Here is an 18743-nt window from a genome sequence, read left to right on the forward strand (position 1 = left end):
GGGGGTGCCCGGCGCCAGGGTTAACGCGGATCAACCCATGGCGATACAGGCCGACCGCGCGCAGGGCGGGGCCGTGCCAGAGTCAGTGTGCTGTCAGTGCCGGGCCGTGCAATGCGACGCCTGTCCAGGCCCTGCATCCAGCACCGGGCCATCGCTTTCGAATCCGCGTGGAGGAGACACACACCATGACGAGCTACGCCGAATTCCACCGCCGTTCGATCGACGACCGTGACGGCTTCTGGCGCGAGCAGGCCGGGCTGATCGACTGGGAAACGCCGTTCAGCCAGGTCTGCGACTACAGCAACCCGCCGTTCGCCAAGTGGTTCGCCGGTGGGCGCACCAACCTGTGCCACAACGCGGTGGACCGCCATGCCAAGACCCACCCGGACCGCAATGCGCTGATCTGGGTGTCGACCGAGGTCGACAAGGAGGTGGTCTACACCTTCGCGCAGTTGCAGGCCGAGGTGCAGCGCATGGCCGCCATCCTGCTGGCCCAGGGCGTGAAGCCGGGCGACCGCGTGCTGGTCTACATGCCGATGATTCCCGAGGCCGCCTTCGCGATGCTGGCCTGTGCGCGCATCGGCGCGCTGCACTCGGTGGTGTTCGGCGGCTTCGCCAGCGTCAGCTTGGCCAGCCGCATCGACGACGCGCAGCCCACCGTGATCGTCAGCGCCGACGCCGGCAGCCGCGGCGGCAAGGTGGTGCCGTACAAGGGCCTGCTCGATGAAGCCATCCGCCTGGCCCAGCACAAACCCACGGCGGTGCTGATGGTCGACCGGGGCCTGAGCCCCTTCGAGCGCGTGCCCGGTCGCGACCACGATTACGCCACGCTGCGTGAGCAGCACATGCACGCCGAGGTGCCCTGCACCTGGGTGGATAGCACCCACCCCAGCTACACGCTTTACACCAGCGGTACCACCGGCAAACCCAAGGGTGTGCAGCGCGACACCGGCGGCTATGCCGTGGCCCTGGCCGCGAGCATGAAGCACATCTACTGCGGCAACCCCGGCGAGACCTACTTCAGCACCTCCGACATCGGCTGGGTGGTGGGCCACAGCTACATCATCTACGGCCCGCTGATCGCCGGCATGGCCACCATCATGTACGAGGGCCTGCCGATCCGCCCCGACGCCGGCATCTGGTGGCAGCTGGTCGAGAAGTACAAGGTGACGGTGATGTTCAGCGCCCCCACCGCGGCGCGGGTGCTTAAAAAACAGGACCCGGCCTACCTGAAGAAGTACGACCTGAGCAGCCTGCGTGCGCTGTTCCTGGCCGGCGAGCCGCTGGACGAGCCCACCGCCACCTGGATCGCCGGCGAGCTGAACAAGCCCATCATCGACAACTACTGGCAGACCGAGACCGGCTGGCCCATCCTGGCCATCTGCAACGGCGTGGAGAGGGCGCCCACCAAGTTCGGCTCGCCGGGCAAGGCGGTGTACGGCTACGACGTGCGCCTGATCGACGAGACCACGGCCGAGGAGATCACCGAGCCGGGCAAGAAGGGCGTGATCGCCGTGGAAGGCCCGCTGCCCCCGGGCTGCCTGCAGACCGTGTGGCGCGACGACGAGCGCTACGTCAAGACCTACTGGTCCAGCATCCACAACCGGGTGATGTACAGCACCTTCGACTGGGGCGTGAAGGACGAGGACGGCTACTTCTTCATCCTGGGCCGCACCGACGACGTGATCAACGTGGCCGGCCACCGCCTGGGCACGCGCGAGATCGAGGAGAGCATCTCCAGCCACCCCAATGTGGCCGAGGTGGCCGTGGTGGGCGTGGCCGACCAGCTGAAGGGTCAGGTGGCGATGGCCTTCGCGGTGCTGAAGGATCCCAGCCAGGCCGACACGCCCGAGGCGGCGCTGAAGTTGGAAGGCGCGATCATGAAGGTGGTGGACGACCAGCTGGGTGCCGTGGCGCGTCCGGCGCGGGTGCGCTTCGTCACCGGCCTGCCCAAGACGCGCTCGGGCAAGCTGCTGCGCCGCGCCATCCAGGCGGTGTGCGAAGCGCGCGACCCCGGCGACCTGACGACCATCGAGGACCCGACCGCGCTGCTGCAGATCAAGGACCTGTTCACCCCGTCCTGAGCCGGGCCACACCCGCCATCCGGCCGTCCGTCGCATCGGGGCGGCGGCTGGTCGAGCATCGCGTGCAGAATCGCCGGCGCCGTTCACAAGGCGGCGTCAACCCACTTCTGCCCACGATGCAACGATCCATCACCGCCTTGCTGCTGGCCCTGGCCAGCGGCGCCACGCTGGCCGCCCCCACCACCGGGGCCGCGCGCATCGCCACGCCACGCGACATCGGCGTCGATTTCCCGCAGTACGCCAGCGCCCAGGCGCTGAAGGCGGCCTGTGACCAGGGCCTGGCCGCCACCCGGCGCGATCTGGCGCGCATCGAGAAGCGCCCGGTCGACAAGGGTTGGCTGGCCGCGTACGACGCGTTCACCGCGGCGATCGAGGACCGTGCCAACCCGATCACCTTCGTGTCGGCGGTGCACCCGGACAAGTCGGTGCGCGAGGCGTCCGAGGCCTGCGAGTTGCGCTGGAACGACTTCTTCTCCTCGCTGGGTCAGAACGAGAAGCTCTACCGCGCCGTGAAGTCGCTGACCGGCGCCGACGAGACCGACCGCCAGCTGCTCAAGAAGATGCGCGAGGACTTCGAGGATGCCGGCGTCGGCCTGCCGCCCGATCAGCGTGCCCGCGCCAAGGCGCTGAACGACAAGATCGCCGAACTGGGCCAGACCTTCGACCGCCACATCCGCGACGCCAACATCAAGGTGGCCTTCACCGAGGCCGAGCTGGCCGGCGTGCCCGAGGGCGTGTGGAAGAAGGCCCCGCGCGACGCCGAGGGCCGCGTGCTGCTGGGCCTGTCGTACCCCGAGTACCTGCCGCTGATGCAGAACGGCGACAACGCCGCCGCGCGCGAGCGCATGTGGCGCGCCAAGCAGAACGAGGGTGGCGAGGCCAACCTGAAGCTGCTGGACGAGATCGTCAAGCTGCGCAAGGAGTACGCCGGCATGTTCGGCGCCGGCAGCTGGGCCGAGTTCCAGATCCGCCGGCGCATGGCCGAGTCGCCGCAGCGCGTGCAGGCCTTCCTGGCCGACGTGAAGGGCGCCGTCGAGGCGCGCGAGCGCCGTGAGGTCGACGAGCTGCGCCGCGCCAAGGCCGAGCACCTGGGCCAGCCGGTGGAGGCCACGCGCTTCGAGCGCTGGGACCTGAGCTATTACACCGAGCGCGTGCGCAAGGCGCGCTTCGCGGTCGACCAGGAGGCCTTCCGCCCCTACTTCCCGCCGCAGGAGAGCCTGCAGTTCACGCTGCGCCTGATCGAGAAGCTGATGGGCGTGCGCTACCAGCGTGTGGAAGGCGCCAAGGCCTGGCACCCCGAGGTGCAGACCTATGCCGTGAGCGACGCGGCCAGCGGCAAGCCGCTGGGCCTGCTGCGCGTGGACCTGTACCCGCGCGAGGGCAAGTACAACCACGCCGCGGTGTGGCCGGTGCGCGGCGCCAGCACGCAATTGAAGCGCAGCACCCAGGCCCACCTGGTGGTCAACTTCGACCGCAAGGGCCTGACGCTGGACGAACTGGAAACCCTGCTGCATGAGCTGGGCCACGCGGTGCACACCAACCTGTCGGCCACCCGCTGGGTGCAGCAGGCCGGCACCAGCGTGCAGCGCGACTTCGTCGAGGCGCCGTCGCAGATGCTGGAGGACTGGGTGTTCGAGCCCGAGGTGCTCAAGCTGTTCACCGAGGTCTGCCCCAGCTGCCAGCCGCTGCCCGAGGCCATGCGCGCCAAGGCCGACACCGCACGCCACTACGGCAAGGGCGTGCAGATCTCGCGTCAGCACCTGTATGCCGGCTATGACCTGTCGCTGTACGGCCCCGAGCCGCGCGACGCCATGGCGCTGTGGTCGCAGATGGAAGGCGCCACGCCGCTGGGCCATGTGAAGGGCACGATGTTCCCGGCCGGCTTCAGCCACATCGCCACCGGCTACAGCGCCGGCTACTACGGCTACCTGTGGAGCCTGGTGGTGGCCGAGGACATGCGCACCGCCTTTGCCGGCCACCGGCTCGATCCCGCGGTGGGCCAGCGTTACCGCAGCAGCGTGCTGGCCAACGGCAGCGCGCGCCCGCCGCAGCAGCTGGTGCGCGAGTTCCTGGGCCGTGACTTCAACGCCAACGCCTTCTTCGAGGACCTGAAGAAATGAGCCGCGCGCACCCCACCCAGGCCCTGGGCCGCATCGCTGCCGCCGTGGCCCTGGCCTGTGCGCTGGCGGGCGGCGCCTCGGCCGTGCAGGCCCAGGCGACCAAGCCGCGCATCGAGAAGGCGGCCGATCTGCCGCGCTTCACCTACCCGGTGCAGGGCAAGCTCGAGGACATCGTGCGCTCGGCCGAGCGCTTCGCGCCGCTGGCCGCCGCGTTGCGCCGCGACACCGAATCGGTGCTGGCCGGCTACGACATCCCCGACCGCGCCACGCAGCGTGACCTGCTGGGCCTGCTGGCCGCACTCGACTACCTGGACGGCCGCTTCGACAGCGTGCTGGCCCGCGCCGAGCAGATCCGTGCGCTGCAGGACAAGCCGGCCGACAAGCTGCTGTCGGGCCTGCGCCTGCGCGCCATGGCCACGGCCGCCAAGACCCAGCCCTCGGGCAGCGAGGCCTGGCGCCAGGCCGTGGCGGCCGGCATCGCCCGTGAACTGGACGGCCTGCCGTATGCCGTGGTCGAGAACGACGTCAAGGGCTACAAGGCCAGCGCCGAGCTGATCGGCGAGGGCCTGATCCTGGGCGGTGTGCGCGAACGCCTGCAGCCGGTGGCCGACGCGGCCGGCAGCCTCAGCAGCGACCTGGCGCCGGGGCTGGTCAGCGCGCGTTTCGCGCTGCTGCATGTGCTGCCGCTCAAGCGCGAGCTGATGGCCACCTATGGCAGCTACCTGGCCAGGCACCAGGTCACCAAGGCCGACATATGGGCCGCGCGCGATGTGGCCCTGCCGGCGCAAGGGCCCTACACACCGGTGACGCTGGCGGTGTGGGACAGCGGCGTCGACACGGCGCTGTTCGGCACCCAGGTGCAGCGCGGTGCCGATGGCCAACCGGCCGTGATCGCCTTCGACAAGTACGCCCGCCCGGCCACCGGCGCACTGATGGCCATTCCGGCCGAGCTGCAGAGCAAGCTGCCGCAGATGGTGGCGCGCACCAAGGGCCTGTCGGACCTTCAGTCGGGCATCGACAGCGCCGAGGCCAGCCAGGTCAAGCAACTGCTGTCGGGCCTGGCGCCGGCCGAGTACAAGGCCGTGGTCGAGGAACTCGGCCTGGCCGGCAACTACGAGCACGGCACCCATGTGGCCGGCATCGCGATGGCCGGCAACCCGCATGCGCGTCTGGTGGTCTCGCGCATCGAGTTCGGCCACACGCTGCGGCCCGATCCGTGCCCGTCGCTGGAACTGGCCAAACGCGACGCGGCCAACTACCCGGCGGTGACGGCCTTCTTCAAGGCGCAGAAGGTGCGCGTGGTGAACATGAGCTGGGGCGGCAGCGTCAACGACACCGAGCGCGAGCTGGAGCAGTGCGGCACCGGCGCCACCCCCGAGGCGCGCAAGGCCCTGGCGCGCGAGATCTTCGACATCGGCAAGAAGGCGCTGACCCAGGCCATGGCCGAGGCACCGGACATCCTGTTCGTGGCCGCCGCCGGCAACAGCAACAGCGACGCCAGCTTCACCGAAAGCATGCCGGCCGACATCGTGCTGCCCAACCTGCTGACCGTCGGTGCGGTGGACCGCGCCGGCGACGAGGCGCCATTCACCAGCTACGGCCCCACGGTGAAGGTGCATGCCAACGGCTACCAGGTGGAGAGCTATCTGCCGGGCGGCACGCGGGTGGCGCTGTCGGGCACCTCGATGGCGGCGCCGCAGGTCGCCAACCTGGCGGCCAAGCTGCTGGCGGCCAGGCCCGGCCTGACGCCGGTGCAGCTGATCCAGGCCATCACCGGCACGGTGGACCGCTCGGCCGATGGCCGGCGCCTGCTGATGAACCCGAAGGCCGCGCTGGCGGCCGTGCAATCGGGGCGCTGAACGGGCCTCCCCCGCCTGGGGGTGCCGCGGGCGGCCGGTGGGCCGACTTCCGGGCGATGGTGCGCGGGCGTGGGGGCCGACAGACTGGCGGTGTCCAGCCCTCGGAGCCCGCCATGTCTGCCAGCGCCATCGCCCGTTGTCCGTCCTGCGGCCTGTCTTCCGGCTTGCCGATCGGCCGCCGCCGCTTCGCCTTGGGCCTGGCGCTGATGCCGCTGGCCGTGTCGTGCGGGGCCGAGGCGCGGGCGGCGCGTGACGGCCAACTGGCCGGCCCGCTGGCCATCGAGGCTGCGCCGGACATCGATCCCGCCGGCCACCTGGTGAGCGAGAAGTACGACGGCGTGCGCGCGATCTGGGACGGCCGCACGCTGCGCTTTCGCAGCGGCCTGCCCGTGCCGGCGCCGGCCTGGTGGCTGGCGCGCCTGCCGGCCACGCCGCTGGATGGCGAACTGTGGCTGGGCCGCGGCCGCTTCGAGGCGCTGTCAGGCGCCGTGCGGCGCCAGCATCCCGACGATGCCGAATGGCGCGCGTTGCGCTACATGGTCTTCGAGCAGCCGCAAGGCGAGGGCGGCTTCGCCCAGCGCGCCGCCCGGCTGGCGGCCATCGTCCGCCAGGCCGATTGGCCGGCGCTGGCGGCCGCACCCCAGCGCGTGGTGCCTGACCGTGCCGGCCTGCAGCGCTGGCTGGCCGAGGTGGTGGCCGGCGGTGGCGAAGGCCTGGTGCTGCACCGCGCCGATGCGCCGTGGCAGGCCGGGCGCACCGCAGCATTGCAGAAGCTCAAGCCCGTGCACGACGCCGAGGCCGTGGTGCTGGCGCACGAGCCCGGCCGCGGCCGCCTGGCCGGCACTTTGGGTGCGCTGCGCGTGCGTGACGAGGCCGGCGCCGAGTTCCTGATCGGATCAGGTTTCAGCGATGCGCAGCGCGCCGCGCCGCCTGCGGTGGGCAGCGTGGTGACGTTCGCCTACCGCGGCCGCACGGCCGGCGGCGTGCCGCGCTTCGCGACCTTTGTGCGCGAGCGGCCGGCGGGCACCTGAGCGCCCGGCCGGCGCCACCGTCGCTTACAGCACCTCGCTGGCGAAATCAGCCAAGCGCGAGCGCTCGCCGCGGGCCAGCGTGACATGGCCGCTGTGCGGCCAGCCCTTGAAGCGGTCGACCGCATAGGTCAGGCCGCTCGAGCCTTCGGTGAGGTAGGGCGTGTCGATCTGCGCCAGGTTGCCCAGGCAGACGATCTTGGTGCCCGGGCCGGCGCGGGTGATCAGCGTCTTCATCTGCTTGGGCGTCAGGTTCTGCGCCTCGTCGATGATGACGAACTTGTTCAGGAAGGTGCGCCCGCGCATGAAGTTCAGGCTCTTGATCTTGATCTTGCTGCGCACCAGGTCGTTGGTGGCGGCGCGGCCCCATTCGCCGGCCGAGCCGTCGCCACGCGCCAGCACTTCCAGGTTGTCGTCCAGTGCGCCCATCCACGGGCCCATCTTCTCTTCCTCGGTGCCGGGCAGGAAGCCGATGTCCTCGCCCACCGGCACCGTCACGCGGGTGACGATGATCTCGGTGTAGCGGCGGTCGTCCAGCACCTGGGCCAGGCCCGAGGCCAGGGTCATCAGCGTCTTGCCGGTGCCGGCGGTGCCGGTGAGGCTGACGAAGTCGCAGTCGGGGTCGTTCAGCAGGTTCAGTGCGAAGTTCTGCTCGCGGTTGCGCGAGGTCACGCCCCACACCGCGTTCTTGGCGTGGCTGTAGTCCTTCAGCGTCTTGAGCACCGCGGTCTTGCCGGTGATCTCGGCCACACGGGCGTACAGCGGCGCGGCGCCGGGCTGCTCCAGGTAGACGAACTGGTTGACCAGCAGCGCCGGCACCAGCGGACCGCTGATGCGGTAGAAGGTGTGGCCGCCCTGGGTCCAGCTTTCCATGGTCTTGCCATGGCGCTCCCAGAAGTCGGCCGGCAGCGGCAGCACGCCGGTGTAGAGCAGGTCGGCGTCTTCCAGCGTCTTGTCGTTGAGGTAGTCCTCGGCGGCCAGGCCCAGCGCACGGGCCTTGACGCGCATGTTGATGTCCTTCGACACCAGCACCACCTCGCGGCCCGGATGCTGCTCGCGCAGCGCGCGCACCACGCCCAGGATCTGGTTGTCGGCCTTGCCCTGCGGCAGGCCCTCGGGCAGCTTGATCTCGACCAGCGTGGTCTGGAAGAACAGCTTGCCCAGCGCATCCTTGTGGCCGGTCTTGGCCAGCGGGATGCCTTCCTTCGGGTCGAGGCTGCCTTCGGTGGCCAGGGCGTCCAACTCGCGGCTGACCTGGCGGGCGTTGCGCGCCACCTCGCTCATGCCCTTTTTGTGGCCGTCGAGTTCTTCCAGCGTGATCATCGGCAGGAAGACGTCGTGTTCCTCGAAGCGGAACAGGCTCATCGGGTCGTGCATCAGCACGTTGGTGTCGAGCACGAACAGCTTGGCCGGGCCGGCGTCGCGGGCCTTGCGGCGTGTGCGTGGTGTGCTTTGGGCGACCGGTGCGACCGGTGCAGCGGCTGGCGGCGTCACCGCTGCCGCCGGCGCCTTGGCGCTGACCGGGGCCTCGACCTGCACGGGAGCCGGCGTGGCCGGTGCGCGGGCCGGCGCCGGCGCGGGATCGGCCTTGGCCCTGGCCTTGGGCGCCAGCTTGGGCGCAGGCACGGCGGTGGCGCCGTCGAACAGGTCCAGCGAGGCGGCCTCCGGCTGCTCGGCGCGCGTCTTCACGCGCTGTTTGCGGTCGGTGCGGGGGGCGGCCTGTGCCTCGAAATCGACGGGGGAAAGAACGGCGGCTTTGGTGGCAGGCGGCTTGGGCAGGGGCATCGGTGGGTCCGGTCTCGTGCAAACAAAAAAGCCGCACAGACAGGGGCTGTGCGGCTTTCGGCCATCAGGGGGAGAGGTCTCGGCGACGGGTGTCGCAACTCAGGGGCATGAACCCATTATGCACAGGCCGTGCCTGCCATCCGCGACAGCCGCGTGACGCCAGGCACGCGCCGCCGTGGCGGCCCGGCGCGGGTGTCAGGCGGCCTTCTTCAGGTCTTGCACGGCCTTGAGCACCTCGTCGACATGGCCGGCCACCTTGATGCCGCGCCACTCGGCACGCAGCACGCCGCCGCCGTCGATCAGGAAGGTGCTGCGCTCGATGCCCTTGACCTTCTTGCCGTACATGATCTTGTTCTTGACCACGCCGAACATGTGGCAGAGCTTCTCTTCGGTGTCGGCGATCAGCTCGAAGGGCAGTTCGAGGTTCTGGCGGAACTTCTCATGGCTGGCCATGTTGTCGCGCGAAACCCCGAACACCACGGCGCCGGCCTTCAGGAATTCCTTGTGCTTGTCGCGGAATTGCAGTGCCTCGGTGGTGCAACCGGGTGTATGGTCCTTGGGGTAGAAATACAGCACGATCGCCTGCCCCGCGAATGCCTGGGGCGTGAACTTCACGCCGCTGGTGGCTTGGGCTTCGAAATCGGGCAGGTGCTTGTTGAGGACAGGCGTCATGAGCTGGCGGGGTGTTCAGACGGTAGGGGCCTGGGTGCCGCTCAGGCGCTGCAGAGGCGCTGAGCGACAGGGGACGACATGAGGCGCAATCGCCGATTATAAAGTTACGCCCCCGCGATCGCCGGCCTGCCGCGCTAGCGGTATCCCGCAAGCGGCGCCAGCAGCAAGGCCGCCACGGCCGAGCGGCCTTCGGACACCAGCACGTTGTAGGTGCGGCAGGCAGCGGCGGTGTCCATCGTCTCCACGCCGATGCGGCGGTCGATCAGCGCGCGCATCAGTGCCGGCTTGATGAACTGCAGCCGTGGCCCGCTGCCGAAGATCACCACCTCCGGGGCCAGCGCCAGCACGGCCTCGAAGTGCGCCTCGGTCAGGTCGGCCGGCGCCTGGGGTGGCCAGGCCAGCACCTCGCCGCGCCAGGGCACCAGCAGGCTGTGGGTGAAGCGGGTGTTGCCCACCCACAGCGCATCGGCATCGTGGCGGGTGACGACATTGGTGCCGGGAAGGGTGTCGGGCTGGAATTTCACGGGGGGCTCGCGGTGCCTGGCGGTGCGGATGCACCAGGGTGGGGCGCCCGGGGCGCAGGCAGGTGCCGGCGCTGGGGCGGAAGCTGGGTGCCCAGGCCCTAAAATTATAGGTTTTGCGGTGCAGCAGCCTGCGCTGTCACCGCATCCGCCCGGCCGACCGGGCCGCCCAGGAGTGCCGTCTTGAAACCGATCGCCAAGTCCAGCAAGCTCGACAACGTCTGCTACGACATCCGCGGGCCCGTGCTCGACAAGGCCAAGCAGATGGAGGACGAGGGCCACAAGATCATCCGCCTGAACATCGGCAACGTGGCGGCCTTCGGCCTGGAGCCGCCCGACGAGATCGTGCAGGACATGATCCGCAACCTGCCCACCCAGGTGGCCGCGGGCTACACCGACAGCAAGGGCCTGTTCGCGCCGCGCAAGGCGGTGGTGCACTACACGCAGGAAAAGCGCATCCAGGGCGTGACCGTGGACGACGTGTACCTGGGCAACGGCGCCTCCGAGCTCATCACGATGAGCATGAACGCGCTGCTGAATGCCGGCGACGAGATCCTGGTGCCGGCGCCCGACTACCCGCTGTGGACGGCCAGCGTGGCGCTCTCGGGCGGCACGCCGGTGCACTACCTGTGCGACGAGGGCGCCGAGTGGTACCCCGACCTGGACGACATCCGCCGCAAGATCACGCCCAACACGCGCGGCATCGTGATCATCAACCCCAACAACCCGACCGGCGCGCTGTACTCCGACGCGCTGCTGAAGGACCTGGTGGAGATCGCGCGCCAGCACGGCCTGATCATCTTCGCCGACGAGATCTACGACAAGACGCTGTACGACGGCAACACGCACACCAGCATCGCGTCGCTGGCCGGTGACGTGCTGTGCCTGACCTTCAACGGCCTGAGCAAGAACTACCGCTCCTGCGGCTACCGCGCTGGCTGGATGGTGGTGTCGGGCGACAAGCGCCAGGCCCGGAGCTACATCGAGGGCCTGAACATGCTGGCTTCGATGCGCCTGTGCGCCAACACGCCGGGCCAGTTGGCAATCCAGACCGCGCTGGGTGGCTACCAGAGCATCAAGGACCTGGTGGCGCCGGGCGGACGACTGGCGCGCCAGCGCGACCTGGCCTACAACCTGCTGACCCAGATTCCCGGCGTCAGCGTGGTCAAGCCCAAGGGCGCGCTGTACATGTTCCCGCGGCTGGACCCGAAGATGTACCCGATCACCGACGACCAGCAGTTCGCCTACGAACTGCTGGCCGAGGAGAAGCTGCTGATCGTGCAGGGCACCGGCTTCAACTGGCCCAACCCCGACCACTTCCGCCTGGTCTTCCTGCCCAACAGCGACGACCTCACCGAGGCCGTCGGCCGCATCGATCGCTTCCTGGCGCACTACCGCAAACGCCACGCCGTCTGATCGGCGCCGGCATCGCTTTTTCCGTTTTTTCCCGTCGCCTGCTGGCGCATTCCTCGAGAGTCAATGTCATGAAACCCATCCAGGTCGGCCTGCTCGGCATCGGCACCGTCGGCTCCGGCACCTTCAAGGTGCTGCAGCGCAACCAGCAGGAGATCCGGCGCCGCGCCGGCCGCGGCATCGAGATCGCGATGGTGGCGGACCTGGACGTGGAACGCGCCAAGGGCATCGTCGGTGAGGGTGTGCAAGTCGTCAACGACGGCCGCCAGGTCATCGCCAACCCGGCCATCGACATCGTGGTCGAGCTGATCGGCGGCTACGGCATCGCCAAGACCCTGGTGCTGGAGGCCATTGCCGCCGGCAAGCATGTGGTCACCGCCAACAAGGCGCTGCTGGCCGTGCATGGCACCGAGATCTTCGCCGCCGCGCGCGCCAAGGGCGTGGTGGTGGCCTTCGAGGCCGCGGTGGCCGGTGGCATCCCGATCATCAAGGCGCTGCGCGAAGGCCTGACCGCCAACCGCATCGAGTGGATCGCCGGCATCATCAACGGCACCACCAACTTCATCCTGTCGGAGATGCGTGACAAGGGCCTGGACTTCGGCACCGTGCTGAAGGAGGCCCAGCGCCTGGGTTACGCGGAAGCCGATCCCACCTTCGACATCGAAGGCGTGGACGCCGCGCACAAGGCCACGATCATGAGCGCCATCGCCTTCGGCACGCCGGTGCGCTTCGACAAGGCGCATGTGGAAGGCATCACCAAGCTGGCCGCGGCCGACATCCGCTATGCCGAGCAGTTGGGCTACCGCATCAAGCTGCTGGGCATCACCAAGCGCCGCGACGACGTGGCCGGCGGTGGCATCGAGCTGCGCGTGCACCCGACGCTGGTGCCGGCCAAGCGACTGATCGCCAATGTGGAAGGCGCGATGAACGCCGTGGTGGTGCAGGGCGATGCCGTGGGCACCACGCTGTACTACGGCAAGGGCGCGGGCAGCGAGCCCACCGCCAGCGCTGTGGTGGCCGACCTGGTCGACATCACCCGCCTGGCCACCGCCGACCCCGACCACCGCGTGCCGCACCTGGCCTTCCAGCACGACGCGCTGGCCGACACGCCCATCCTGCCGATCGAGCAGGTGGTCACCTCGTTCTACCTGCGCCTGCAGGTGGCCGACCAGACCGGTGTGCTGAGCAAGATCACCACCATCCTGGCCGAGCACGACATCTCGATCGACGCCGTGCTGCAGCGCGAAAGCGCCGAGGGCGAGACCAAGACCGACCTGATCATCCTGACCCACGACACCGTGGAAGGCCGCATGCGCGAAGCGCTGGCCCGGATGCAGGCCCTGCCCACCGTGCTGCAGCCCATCGTGGCGCTGCGCAAGGAAGAGCTGAGCTGAGGACGCCATGAAGTACATCAGCACCCGCGGCGACCAGACCGAACGCGGCTTCTCCGAGATCCTGCTGGAAGGCCTGGCGCCCGATGGCGGCCTGTACCTGCCCACGCACTACCCGCAGGTGGACGCGGCCACGCTGGCGCGCTGGCGCGACCTGTACGGCAACGGCCAGGCGGGCGGCTATGCGGCGCTGGCCTACGAGATCCTGTCGCTGTACATCACCGACATTCCGGCGGCCGACCTGAAGCGCCTGGTCGACAAGACCTACACCAAGGCCGTGTACGGCACCGATGCCATCGTGCCGGTGCGCCGCCTGAAGGACGGCCTGCTGATCGAAGCCCTGTCCAACGGCCCCACGCTGGCCTTCAAGGACATGGCCATGCAACTGCTGGGCAACCTGTTCGAGTACGAACTGGCCCGGCGTGGCGAGCAACTCAACATCCTGGGTGCCACCTCGGGCGACACCGGCAGCGCGGCCGAGTACGCGATGCGCGGCAAGCAGGGCGTCAACGTGTTCATGCTCTCGCCCTACGGCCGCATGAGCCCGTTCCAGCAGGCGCAGATGTTCAGCCTGCAGGACGCCAACATCCACAACCTCAGCGTCGAGGGCGTGTTCGACGACTGCCAGGACATCGTCAAGGCGGTGTCCAACGACCTGGCCTTCAAGCGCCAGTGGAAGATCGGCACGGTCAACTCGATCAACTGGGCGCGCCTGCTGGCCCAGGTGGTGTACTACTTCGCCGGCTACTTCCAGGTCACGAAGGCCGATTCCGAGAAGGTCAGCTTCAGCGTGCCCTCGGGCAACTTCGGCAATGTGTGCGCCGGCCATGTGGCGCGCATGATGGGCCTGCCGATCGCCCAGCTGGTGGTGGCCACCAACGAGAACGACGTGCTCGACGAGTTCTTCCGCACCGGCCGCTACCGCGTGCGCGGCAGTGCCGAGACCTTCGAGACCTCCAGCCCCAGCATGGACATCAGCAAGGCCAGCAACTTCGAGCGCTTCGTGTTCGACCTGCTGGGCCGCGATGCCGCGCGCACGGCCCAGCTGTTCGGCCCGGCCATCGCGAAGGAGGGCGGCTTCCAGCTCACCGCCGACGAGACCGCGCGCATCGCGCAGTACGGCTTCGTGTCGGGCAAGAGCACGCATGCCGACCGCCTGGCCACCATCAAGGCCACCTGGGATGCGCACCAGGACATGATCGACACCCACACGGCCGACGGCCTGAAGGTGGCCGCCGAGCACCTGCAGCCCGGCGTGCCGATGATCGTGCTGGAGACGGCCCTGCCGGCCAAGTTCGCCGCCACGATCCAGGAAGCCCTGGGCCGTGACCCGATCCGCCCGGCCGCACTCGAAGGCATCGAGGCCCTGCCCAAGCGCTTCACCGTGATGAAGGTGGACGCGGGCGCGGTGAAGGCCTACATCGAGCAGCACGCCAAGTGAGCGACAGCGCCGGCATGCCGCCGCGGCGGGTGGTGGGCTTCTGCGGCCCGTCGGGCGTGGGCAAGACCACGCTGGTGGAGCAGCTGGTGGCCCTGCTGAAGGCGCGCGGCCTGCGCGTCAGCGTGATCAAGCATGCGCACAAGCGCTTCGACATCGACCACCCGGGCAAGGACAGCCACCGCCACCGCGAGGCCGGCGCGACCGAGGTGCTGATCGCCTCGGCCCACCGCCTGGCGCTGCTGCGCGAGTTCGACCAGGAAGGCATGCCCACGGTGCACGAACTGCTGGCCGAACTGTCGCCCTGCGACTGGGTGCTGGTGGAAGGCTACAAGCACGCCGCGCTGCCCAAGGTGGAGGTGTGGCGTGGCGCGCTGAACCAGGCACCGCTGTACCCCGACGATCCGCATGTGGTGGCCGTGGCCACCGACGCGCCGGCCGGCTTGCCGCAGGCCACCGCGCGCCCGGTGTTCGACCTGGCCACACCCGAGGCACTGGCTTCGTGGCTGATGGACACTGCCGATCGCTTCACCTACCACCCCGAGATCCATGGCTGAACCTGCTGCCCCGGCGCCCGCCAACCCGCCGCGCCCGACGATGCTGACGCTGGACGAGGCGCTGCAGCGCCTGCTGGCCGTGGCGCAGGACCGCGTCATCGCCGAGACCGAGAAGGTCGGCACCTTCGATGCGCTGGGCCGGGTGCTGGCGCGGCCGGTGGTCTCGGCGCTGGACGTGCCGCCGGCCGACAACACCTCGATGGACGGCTATGTGATGCGCGCGGCCGATGTGCCGGCCGCCGGCACGGTGCTGCCGGTCAGCCAGCGCATCCCGGCCGGCCATGTGGGCCAGCCGCTGCAGCCCGGCACCGCGGCGCGCATCTTCACCGGCGGGCAGATCCCGGCCGGCGGCGATGCGGTGGTGATGCAGGAGCAGTGCGAGGCCATTCCGGATGACAGCGGTGCCAAGGGTTCAGAACTGGGCAGCGTGCGCGTGGACGTGCCGCCGCGCGCCGGCCAGTGGGTCCGGCGCCGTGGCGAGGACGTGATGCTGGGTGCCGAGGTGCTGCACGCCGGCCAGCGGCTCACGCCGCAGGCACTGGGCTTGGCTGCATCGGTGGGTGCGTCCAACCTGCATGTGCGGCGCCGCCCGCGCGTGGCGCTGTTCTCCACCGGTGATGAGCTGGTGATGCCCGGTGAGCCGCTGAAGCCCGGCGCCATCTACAACAGCAACCGCTTCACGCTGCGTGGCCTGCTGCAGGCGGCCGGCTGCGAGGTCGATGACCTGGGCATCGTGCCCGACAACCTGGCCGCCACGCGCGAGGCGTTGCGCCGCGCCGCCCAGGGCAATGACCTGATCCTCACCAGCGGCGGCGTGTCGGTGGGCGAGGAAGACCACATCAAGCCCGCCGTCAAGGCCGAGGGCTGGCTGGAGGCCTGGCAGGTGGCGATGAAGCCGGGCAAGCCGCTGGTCTTCGGCGGTGTGCGCCGCGGTGATGACGCGGGCAGCGAGGCCTTGTTCATGGGCCTGCCCGGCAACCCGGTCAGCAGCTTCGTCACCTGCCTGCTGGCGGTGGCGCCGGTGCTGCGCGCCATCCAGGGCTGTCCGGCGGCCCTGCCGACGGCCGTGCAGGCGCGCGCCGACTTCGACTGGCCCCAGCCTGACAAGCGCCGCGAGTTCCTGCGCGCGCGCTTCAACGCCGACGGCGGGCTGGAACTGTTTCCCAACCAGAGCTCGGGCGTGCTCACCTCGGCCGTGTGGGCCGATGGCCTGGTGGACCTGCCGGCCAACCAGGTGGTGCAGCGTGGCGACCGCGTGCGCGTGCTGCTGCTCGCCAGCCTGATCGGCGCTTGAACATGCCTTCCCTCACCGTGCACATCACCGTCCGCTACTTCGCCTCGCTGCGCGAGGCCCTGGGCCCCAGCGAGTCCGTCGAGATCGCCGAGGGCAGCACGCTGGGCGCGCTGCGCGATGCGCTGATCGCCCGCGGCGGCGCCCATGCCGAGGTGCTGGCCCGCGGCCGCGCGCTGCGCTGTGCCCTGAACCAGCTGATGGCCGACGAGGCCACCGCCGTGCCGGCGGGCGCCGAGGTGGCGTTCTTCCCGCCCGTCACCGGCGGTTGACGGCGGCTCACGGCGGCTGACGGCGCCTGGCCGAGCCCGGCCGGTCCGCACCGGACCGGGCCGGGCTGAGCCGTATGTCCGGCGTTTGCGGCGTACACCGGCAGCGGCGCCGCAGCGGGGCCGCGCTGCCGCGCCCCTTGGCCGTCCGGGCCGTGGCAGTCCAGCCAGGACGGCCGAGCGGCGCCCGCCGGGGCGTCCGGGGAGCGTTGTTCATGGTTCCGAACCGTCGGCGGGTGTGTGCCCTGCTGTCCGCCATCGCCTGTGTCATCAGCGGCGCCAGCGCCTGGGCGCAGCCCGCGCCGGCCACCTACACGCTCGAGCCCGCGATGGTGGCGCTGGACAACCCGCGCCTGCTGGGCGAGGTCAAGCGCGTGGCCATCACCCAGCTGGTGGTGCAGTTCATCGACCGGCAGGACGGATCGGCCGTGTCGGGCGGCTTCTACGGTGGGGCCTCGGCCAAGTCGTCGGTGCGGCTGGCTGGGCCGGGCGTGGCGCAGTTCCAGCGCATCACCGATGCGCTGTACGACGAGGTGCTGGCTGTGGTGCAGGCGGCCGGCCTGGAGGTGGTGCCGCATGCCGAACTGGCTGCCCAGCCCGACTGGGCCAAGCTGAAGGAGGCCGGCAAGCCCTCGCCGGTGGAGGACGAGAAGTTCACCGGCTATGGCGGCTGGGCCTTCAGCCCGCGCGACCTGCCGGTGCTGTTCGACAGCGATGACGAGGAAAGCTTCATGCAGTCCAACCGCGACCCCGACCCGCGCGGCGAGCAATACCGCTCGATGGGCAGCCTGCTGGGCGGCAACAGCACCGGCGCGCGCTGGGCCGAGTGGAACCTGGCCAAGGCGCTGGACGCCCACTTGCTGAAGGTGCGGGTCACGGTGCCGCTGGCCATCGTCAAGACCTCGGGCGGCCTGCTGTCGGGCGGCGCCTCGGTGAAGGTGGAGCCTCTGCCGCGGATCGCGCGCGACGTCACCCGCTTCACCTTCCGCCGCGAGCGTGCCGCCGCCCGCGTGCGGCTGGACCGCCACCTGCTGCTGCCGGCCGACCTGCTGACGGTGGAGACGGTGAGCAAGCAGGCCGACAACACCGGCGGCCTGAACCGTGCGCTGGGCCTGCTGAGCAGCAACTCCGCCGTCGGCGAGTACCGCCTGAACGCCGACCCGCAGCGCTACGAGGCCGAGGTGCTGGCGGCCACGCGCGCCACTTTCGCGCGCTTCGGCGCCCAGTTGCAGGCGGCGCGCAAGCCGTCCTGAGCCGCAGCGCCGGCCAGGGGCAGGGGCCGGATGAGACAATCCGGGCCCATGAGTTCCCCGGCCCGCGTGCGCATCCAGACCGACGATTTCGACCTGTCCACCGAGGTGGCCGCCCTGCGTGCCGGCGACGGGGGCGTGGGCGCCGTGACCAGCTTCGTGGGCACCGTGCGCGACCGCAACAGCGGCACGCCGGGCGAGGTGAGCGCGATGGAGCTCGAGCACTACCCCGGCATGACCGAGCGCGCCATCGAGGCCATGATCGACGAGGCGCTCCGGCGCTTCGACATCCGTGACGCCCGCGTCATCCACCGCGTCGGGCCGCTGCAGCCCGGCGACCAGATCGTGTTGGTGGTGGTGAGCTCGGCGCACCGCGGCAGCAGCTTCCAGGCCTGCGAGTTCCTGATGGACTACCTGAAGACCCAGGCGCCGTTCTGGAAGAAGGAAACCACGCCCGAAGGCGCCCGCTGGGTGGACGCCCGCGTGACCGACGACGAGGCACTGGCCCGCTGGGGCATCGCGGCCGGCAACAGCCAGGCCGCCGTGCCGGGCGCGCCGGTGTGAGCCCGGTCGTCGCTGCGCCCACGGCGCAGGCGCTGCGCCAGGCCCTGGGCCGCTACGCCACCGGCGTGGCCATCCTCACCTGCCGCGACGCCGCCGGTGCACCGCTGGGCCTGACGGTGAATTCGTTCGCCGCGCTGTCGCTCGACCCGCCGCTGGTGCTGTGGAGCCTGCGCCGCGCCAGCGCGCTGCTGCCGGCCTTCGAGGCCGCGTCGCACTGGGCGGTCAACGTGCTGGGCCAGGCGCAGCTGCCGCTGTCGCGGCGCTTCGCGTCGCCCGAGCCCGACAAGTTCGCGCAGGGCGACTGGGCCGACGGCCTGGGCCTGGCGCCGGTGCTGGCCGATGCCGCGGCGGTGTTCGAATGCGCCACCGAGGTGGTGCACGATGGCGGCGACCACCGGCTGTTCATCGGCCGCGTGCTGCGGCTGGATTCACGCGCCGAGGCCGAGCCGCTGGTCTACCACGGCAGCCACTACCACGGCCTGAGCGGCACGCTGTAGGTGC

Annotated in this window: 16 protein-coding genes; 13 read left to right on the forward strand and 3 right to left on the reverse strand. The window is 70.2% G+C overall.

Going from position 1 to position 18743, the window contains the following annotated elements; translation table 11 throughout:
- Positions 1-185: 185 nt before the first annotated feature.
- From AACH10_RS09585 to AACH10_RS09600, 4 genes are all read left to right on the forward strand, one after another.
- Complete coding sequence (locus AACH10_RS09585; RefSeq protein ID WP_341410164.1) at positions 186-2084, forward strand: propionate--CoA ligase; 1899 nt, start codon at positions 186-188, stop codon at positions 2082-2084.
- Between the two features lie 116 nt (positions 2085-2200).
- On the forward strand, positions 2201-4204 hold the full coding sequence (locus AACH10_RS09590) for a M3 family metallopeptidase (protein WP_341410165.1): 2004 nt from the start codon (positions 2201-2203) through the stop codon (positions 4202-4204).
- Entirely contained in the window at positions 4201-6063 is a 1863-nt protein-coding gene (locus AACH10_RS09595) for a S8 family serine peptidase (RefSeq protein WP_341410166.1), read from the forward strand. Before AACH10_RS09590 ends, AACH10_RS09595 begins: the two co-directional genes overlap by 4 nt.
- Before the next feature lie 113 nt (positions 6064-6176).
- Positions 6177-7094 (forward strand): DNA ligase, encoded by a 918-nt coding sequence (locus AACH10_RS09600; protein ID WP_341410167.1) that lies wholly within the window; start codon positions 6177-6179, stop codon positions 7092-7094.
- Between the two features lie 24 nt (positions 7095-7118).
- Here the strand turns inward: AACH10_RS09600 and AACH10_RS09605 are convergent, their stop codons facing one another.
- The 3 genes from AACH10_RS09605 to AACH10_RS09615 all read right to left on the reverse strand — a co-directional run bounded on the left by AACH10_RS09605 (position 7119) and on the right by AACH10_RS09615 (position 10072).
- Positions 7119-8876, reverse strand: a complete 1758-nt coding sequence (locus tag AACH10_RS09605) for a PhoH family protein (RefSeq protein WP_341410168.1) — start codon at positions 8874-8876, stop codon at positions 7119-7121.
- A 195-nt stretch (positions 8877-9071) separates the two neighbouring features.
- Positions 9072-9548, reverse strand: a complete 477-nt coding sequence (locus tag AACH10_RS09610; protein ID WP_341410169.1) for a peroxiredoxin — start codon at positions 9546-9548, stop codon at positions 9072-9074.
- Between the two features lie 134 nt (positions 9549-9682).
- Positions 9683-10072, reverse strand: coding sequence for an Mth938-like domain-containing protein (locus AACH10_RS09615; protein WP_341410170.1), 390 nt, complete (start codon positions 10070-10072; stop codon positions 9683-9685).
- Positions 10073-10252: 180 nt separating this feature from the next.
- Between AACH10_RS09615 and AACH10_RS09620 the strand changes: the two genes are divergently transcribed.
- The 9 genes from AACH10_RS09620 to AACH10_RS09660 all read left to right on the forward strand — a co-directional run bounded on the left by AACH10_RS09620 (position 10253) and on the right by AACH10_RS09660 (position 18739).
- Entirely contained in the window at positions 10253-11485 is a 1233-nt protein-coding gene (locus AACH10_RS09620) for a pyridoxal phosphate-dependent aminotransferase (RefSeq protein WP_341410171.1), read from the forward strand.
- 68 nt (positions 11486-11553) lie between these two features.
- Positions 11554-12876, forward strand: coding sequence for a homoserine dehydrogenase (locus tag AACH10_RS09625; RefSeq protein ID WP_341410172.1), 1323 nt, complete (start codon positions 11554-11556; stop codon positions 12874-12876).
- Positions 12877-12883: 7 nt separating this feature from the next.
- Positions 12884-14314, forward strand: coding sequence for a threonine synthase (gene thrC, locus AACH10_RS09630; protein ID WP_341410173.1), 1431 nt, complete (start codon positions 12884-12886; stop codon positions 14312-14314).
- Positions 14311-14868, forward strand: a complete 558-nt coding sequence (gene mobB / locus AACH10_RS09635; RefSeq protein ID WP_341410174.1) for a molybdopterin-guanine dinucleotide biosynthesis protein B — start codon at positions 14311-14313, stop codon at positions 14866-14868. Before thrC ends, mobB begins: the two co-directional genes overlap by 4 nt.
- A 40-nt stretch (positions 14869-14908) precedes the next feature.
- Entirely contained in the window at positions 14909-16162 is a 1254-nt protein-coding gene (locus tag AACH10_RS09640; protein WP_341410445.1) for a molybdopterin molybdotransferase MoeA, read from the forward strand.
- A gap of 17 nt (positions 16163-16179) precedes the next feature.
- Entirely contained in the window at positions 16180-16431 is a 252-nt protein-coding gene (locus AACH10_RS09645; RefSeq protein ID WP_341410446.1) for a MoaD/ThiS family protein, read from the forward strand.
- Between the two features lie 212 nt (positions 16432-16643).
- Positions 16644-17681 carry a hypothetical protein gene (locus tag AACH10_RS09650; protein WP_341410175.1) on the forward strand — a complete coding sequence of 346 codons (1038 nt, stop codon included), beginning with the start codon at positions 16644-16646 and terminating at the stop codon, positions 17679-17681.
- A 48-nt stretch (positions 17682-17729) separates the two neighbouring features.
- A complete protein-coding gene (locus AACH10_RS09655) occupies positions 17730-18242 on the forward strand; it encodes a molybdenum cofactor biosynthesis protein MoaE (RefSeq protein WP_341410176.1) in 513 nt (170 codons plus the stop codon).
- The gene (locus AACH10_RS09660; RefSeq protein ID WP_341410177.1) at positions 18239-18739 is read left to right on the forward strand and encodes a flavin reductase family protein; all 501 of its coding nucleotides are present in this window, start codon (positions 18239-18241) and stop codon (positions 18737-18739) included. Before AACH10_RS09655 ends, AACH10_RS09660 begins: the two co-directional genes overlap by 4 nt.
- Positions 18740-18743: the final 4 nt, after the last annotated feature.

Origin of the sequence: Pseudaquabacterium inlustre, assembly GCF_038066595.1 — a bacterium.
GTDB classification, from domain to species: Bacteria; Pseudomonadota; Gammaproteobacteria; order Burkholderiales; family Burkholderiaceae_C; genus Pseudaquabacterium; species Pseudaquabacterium inlustre.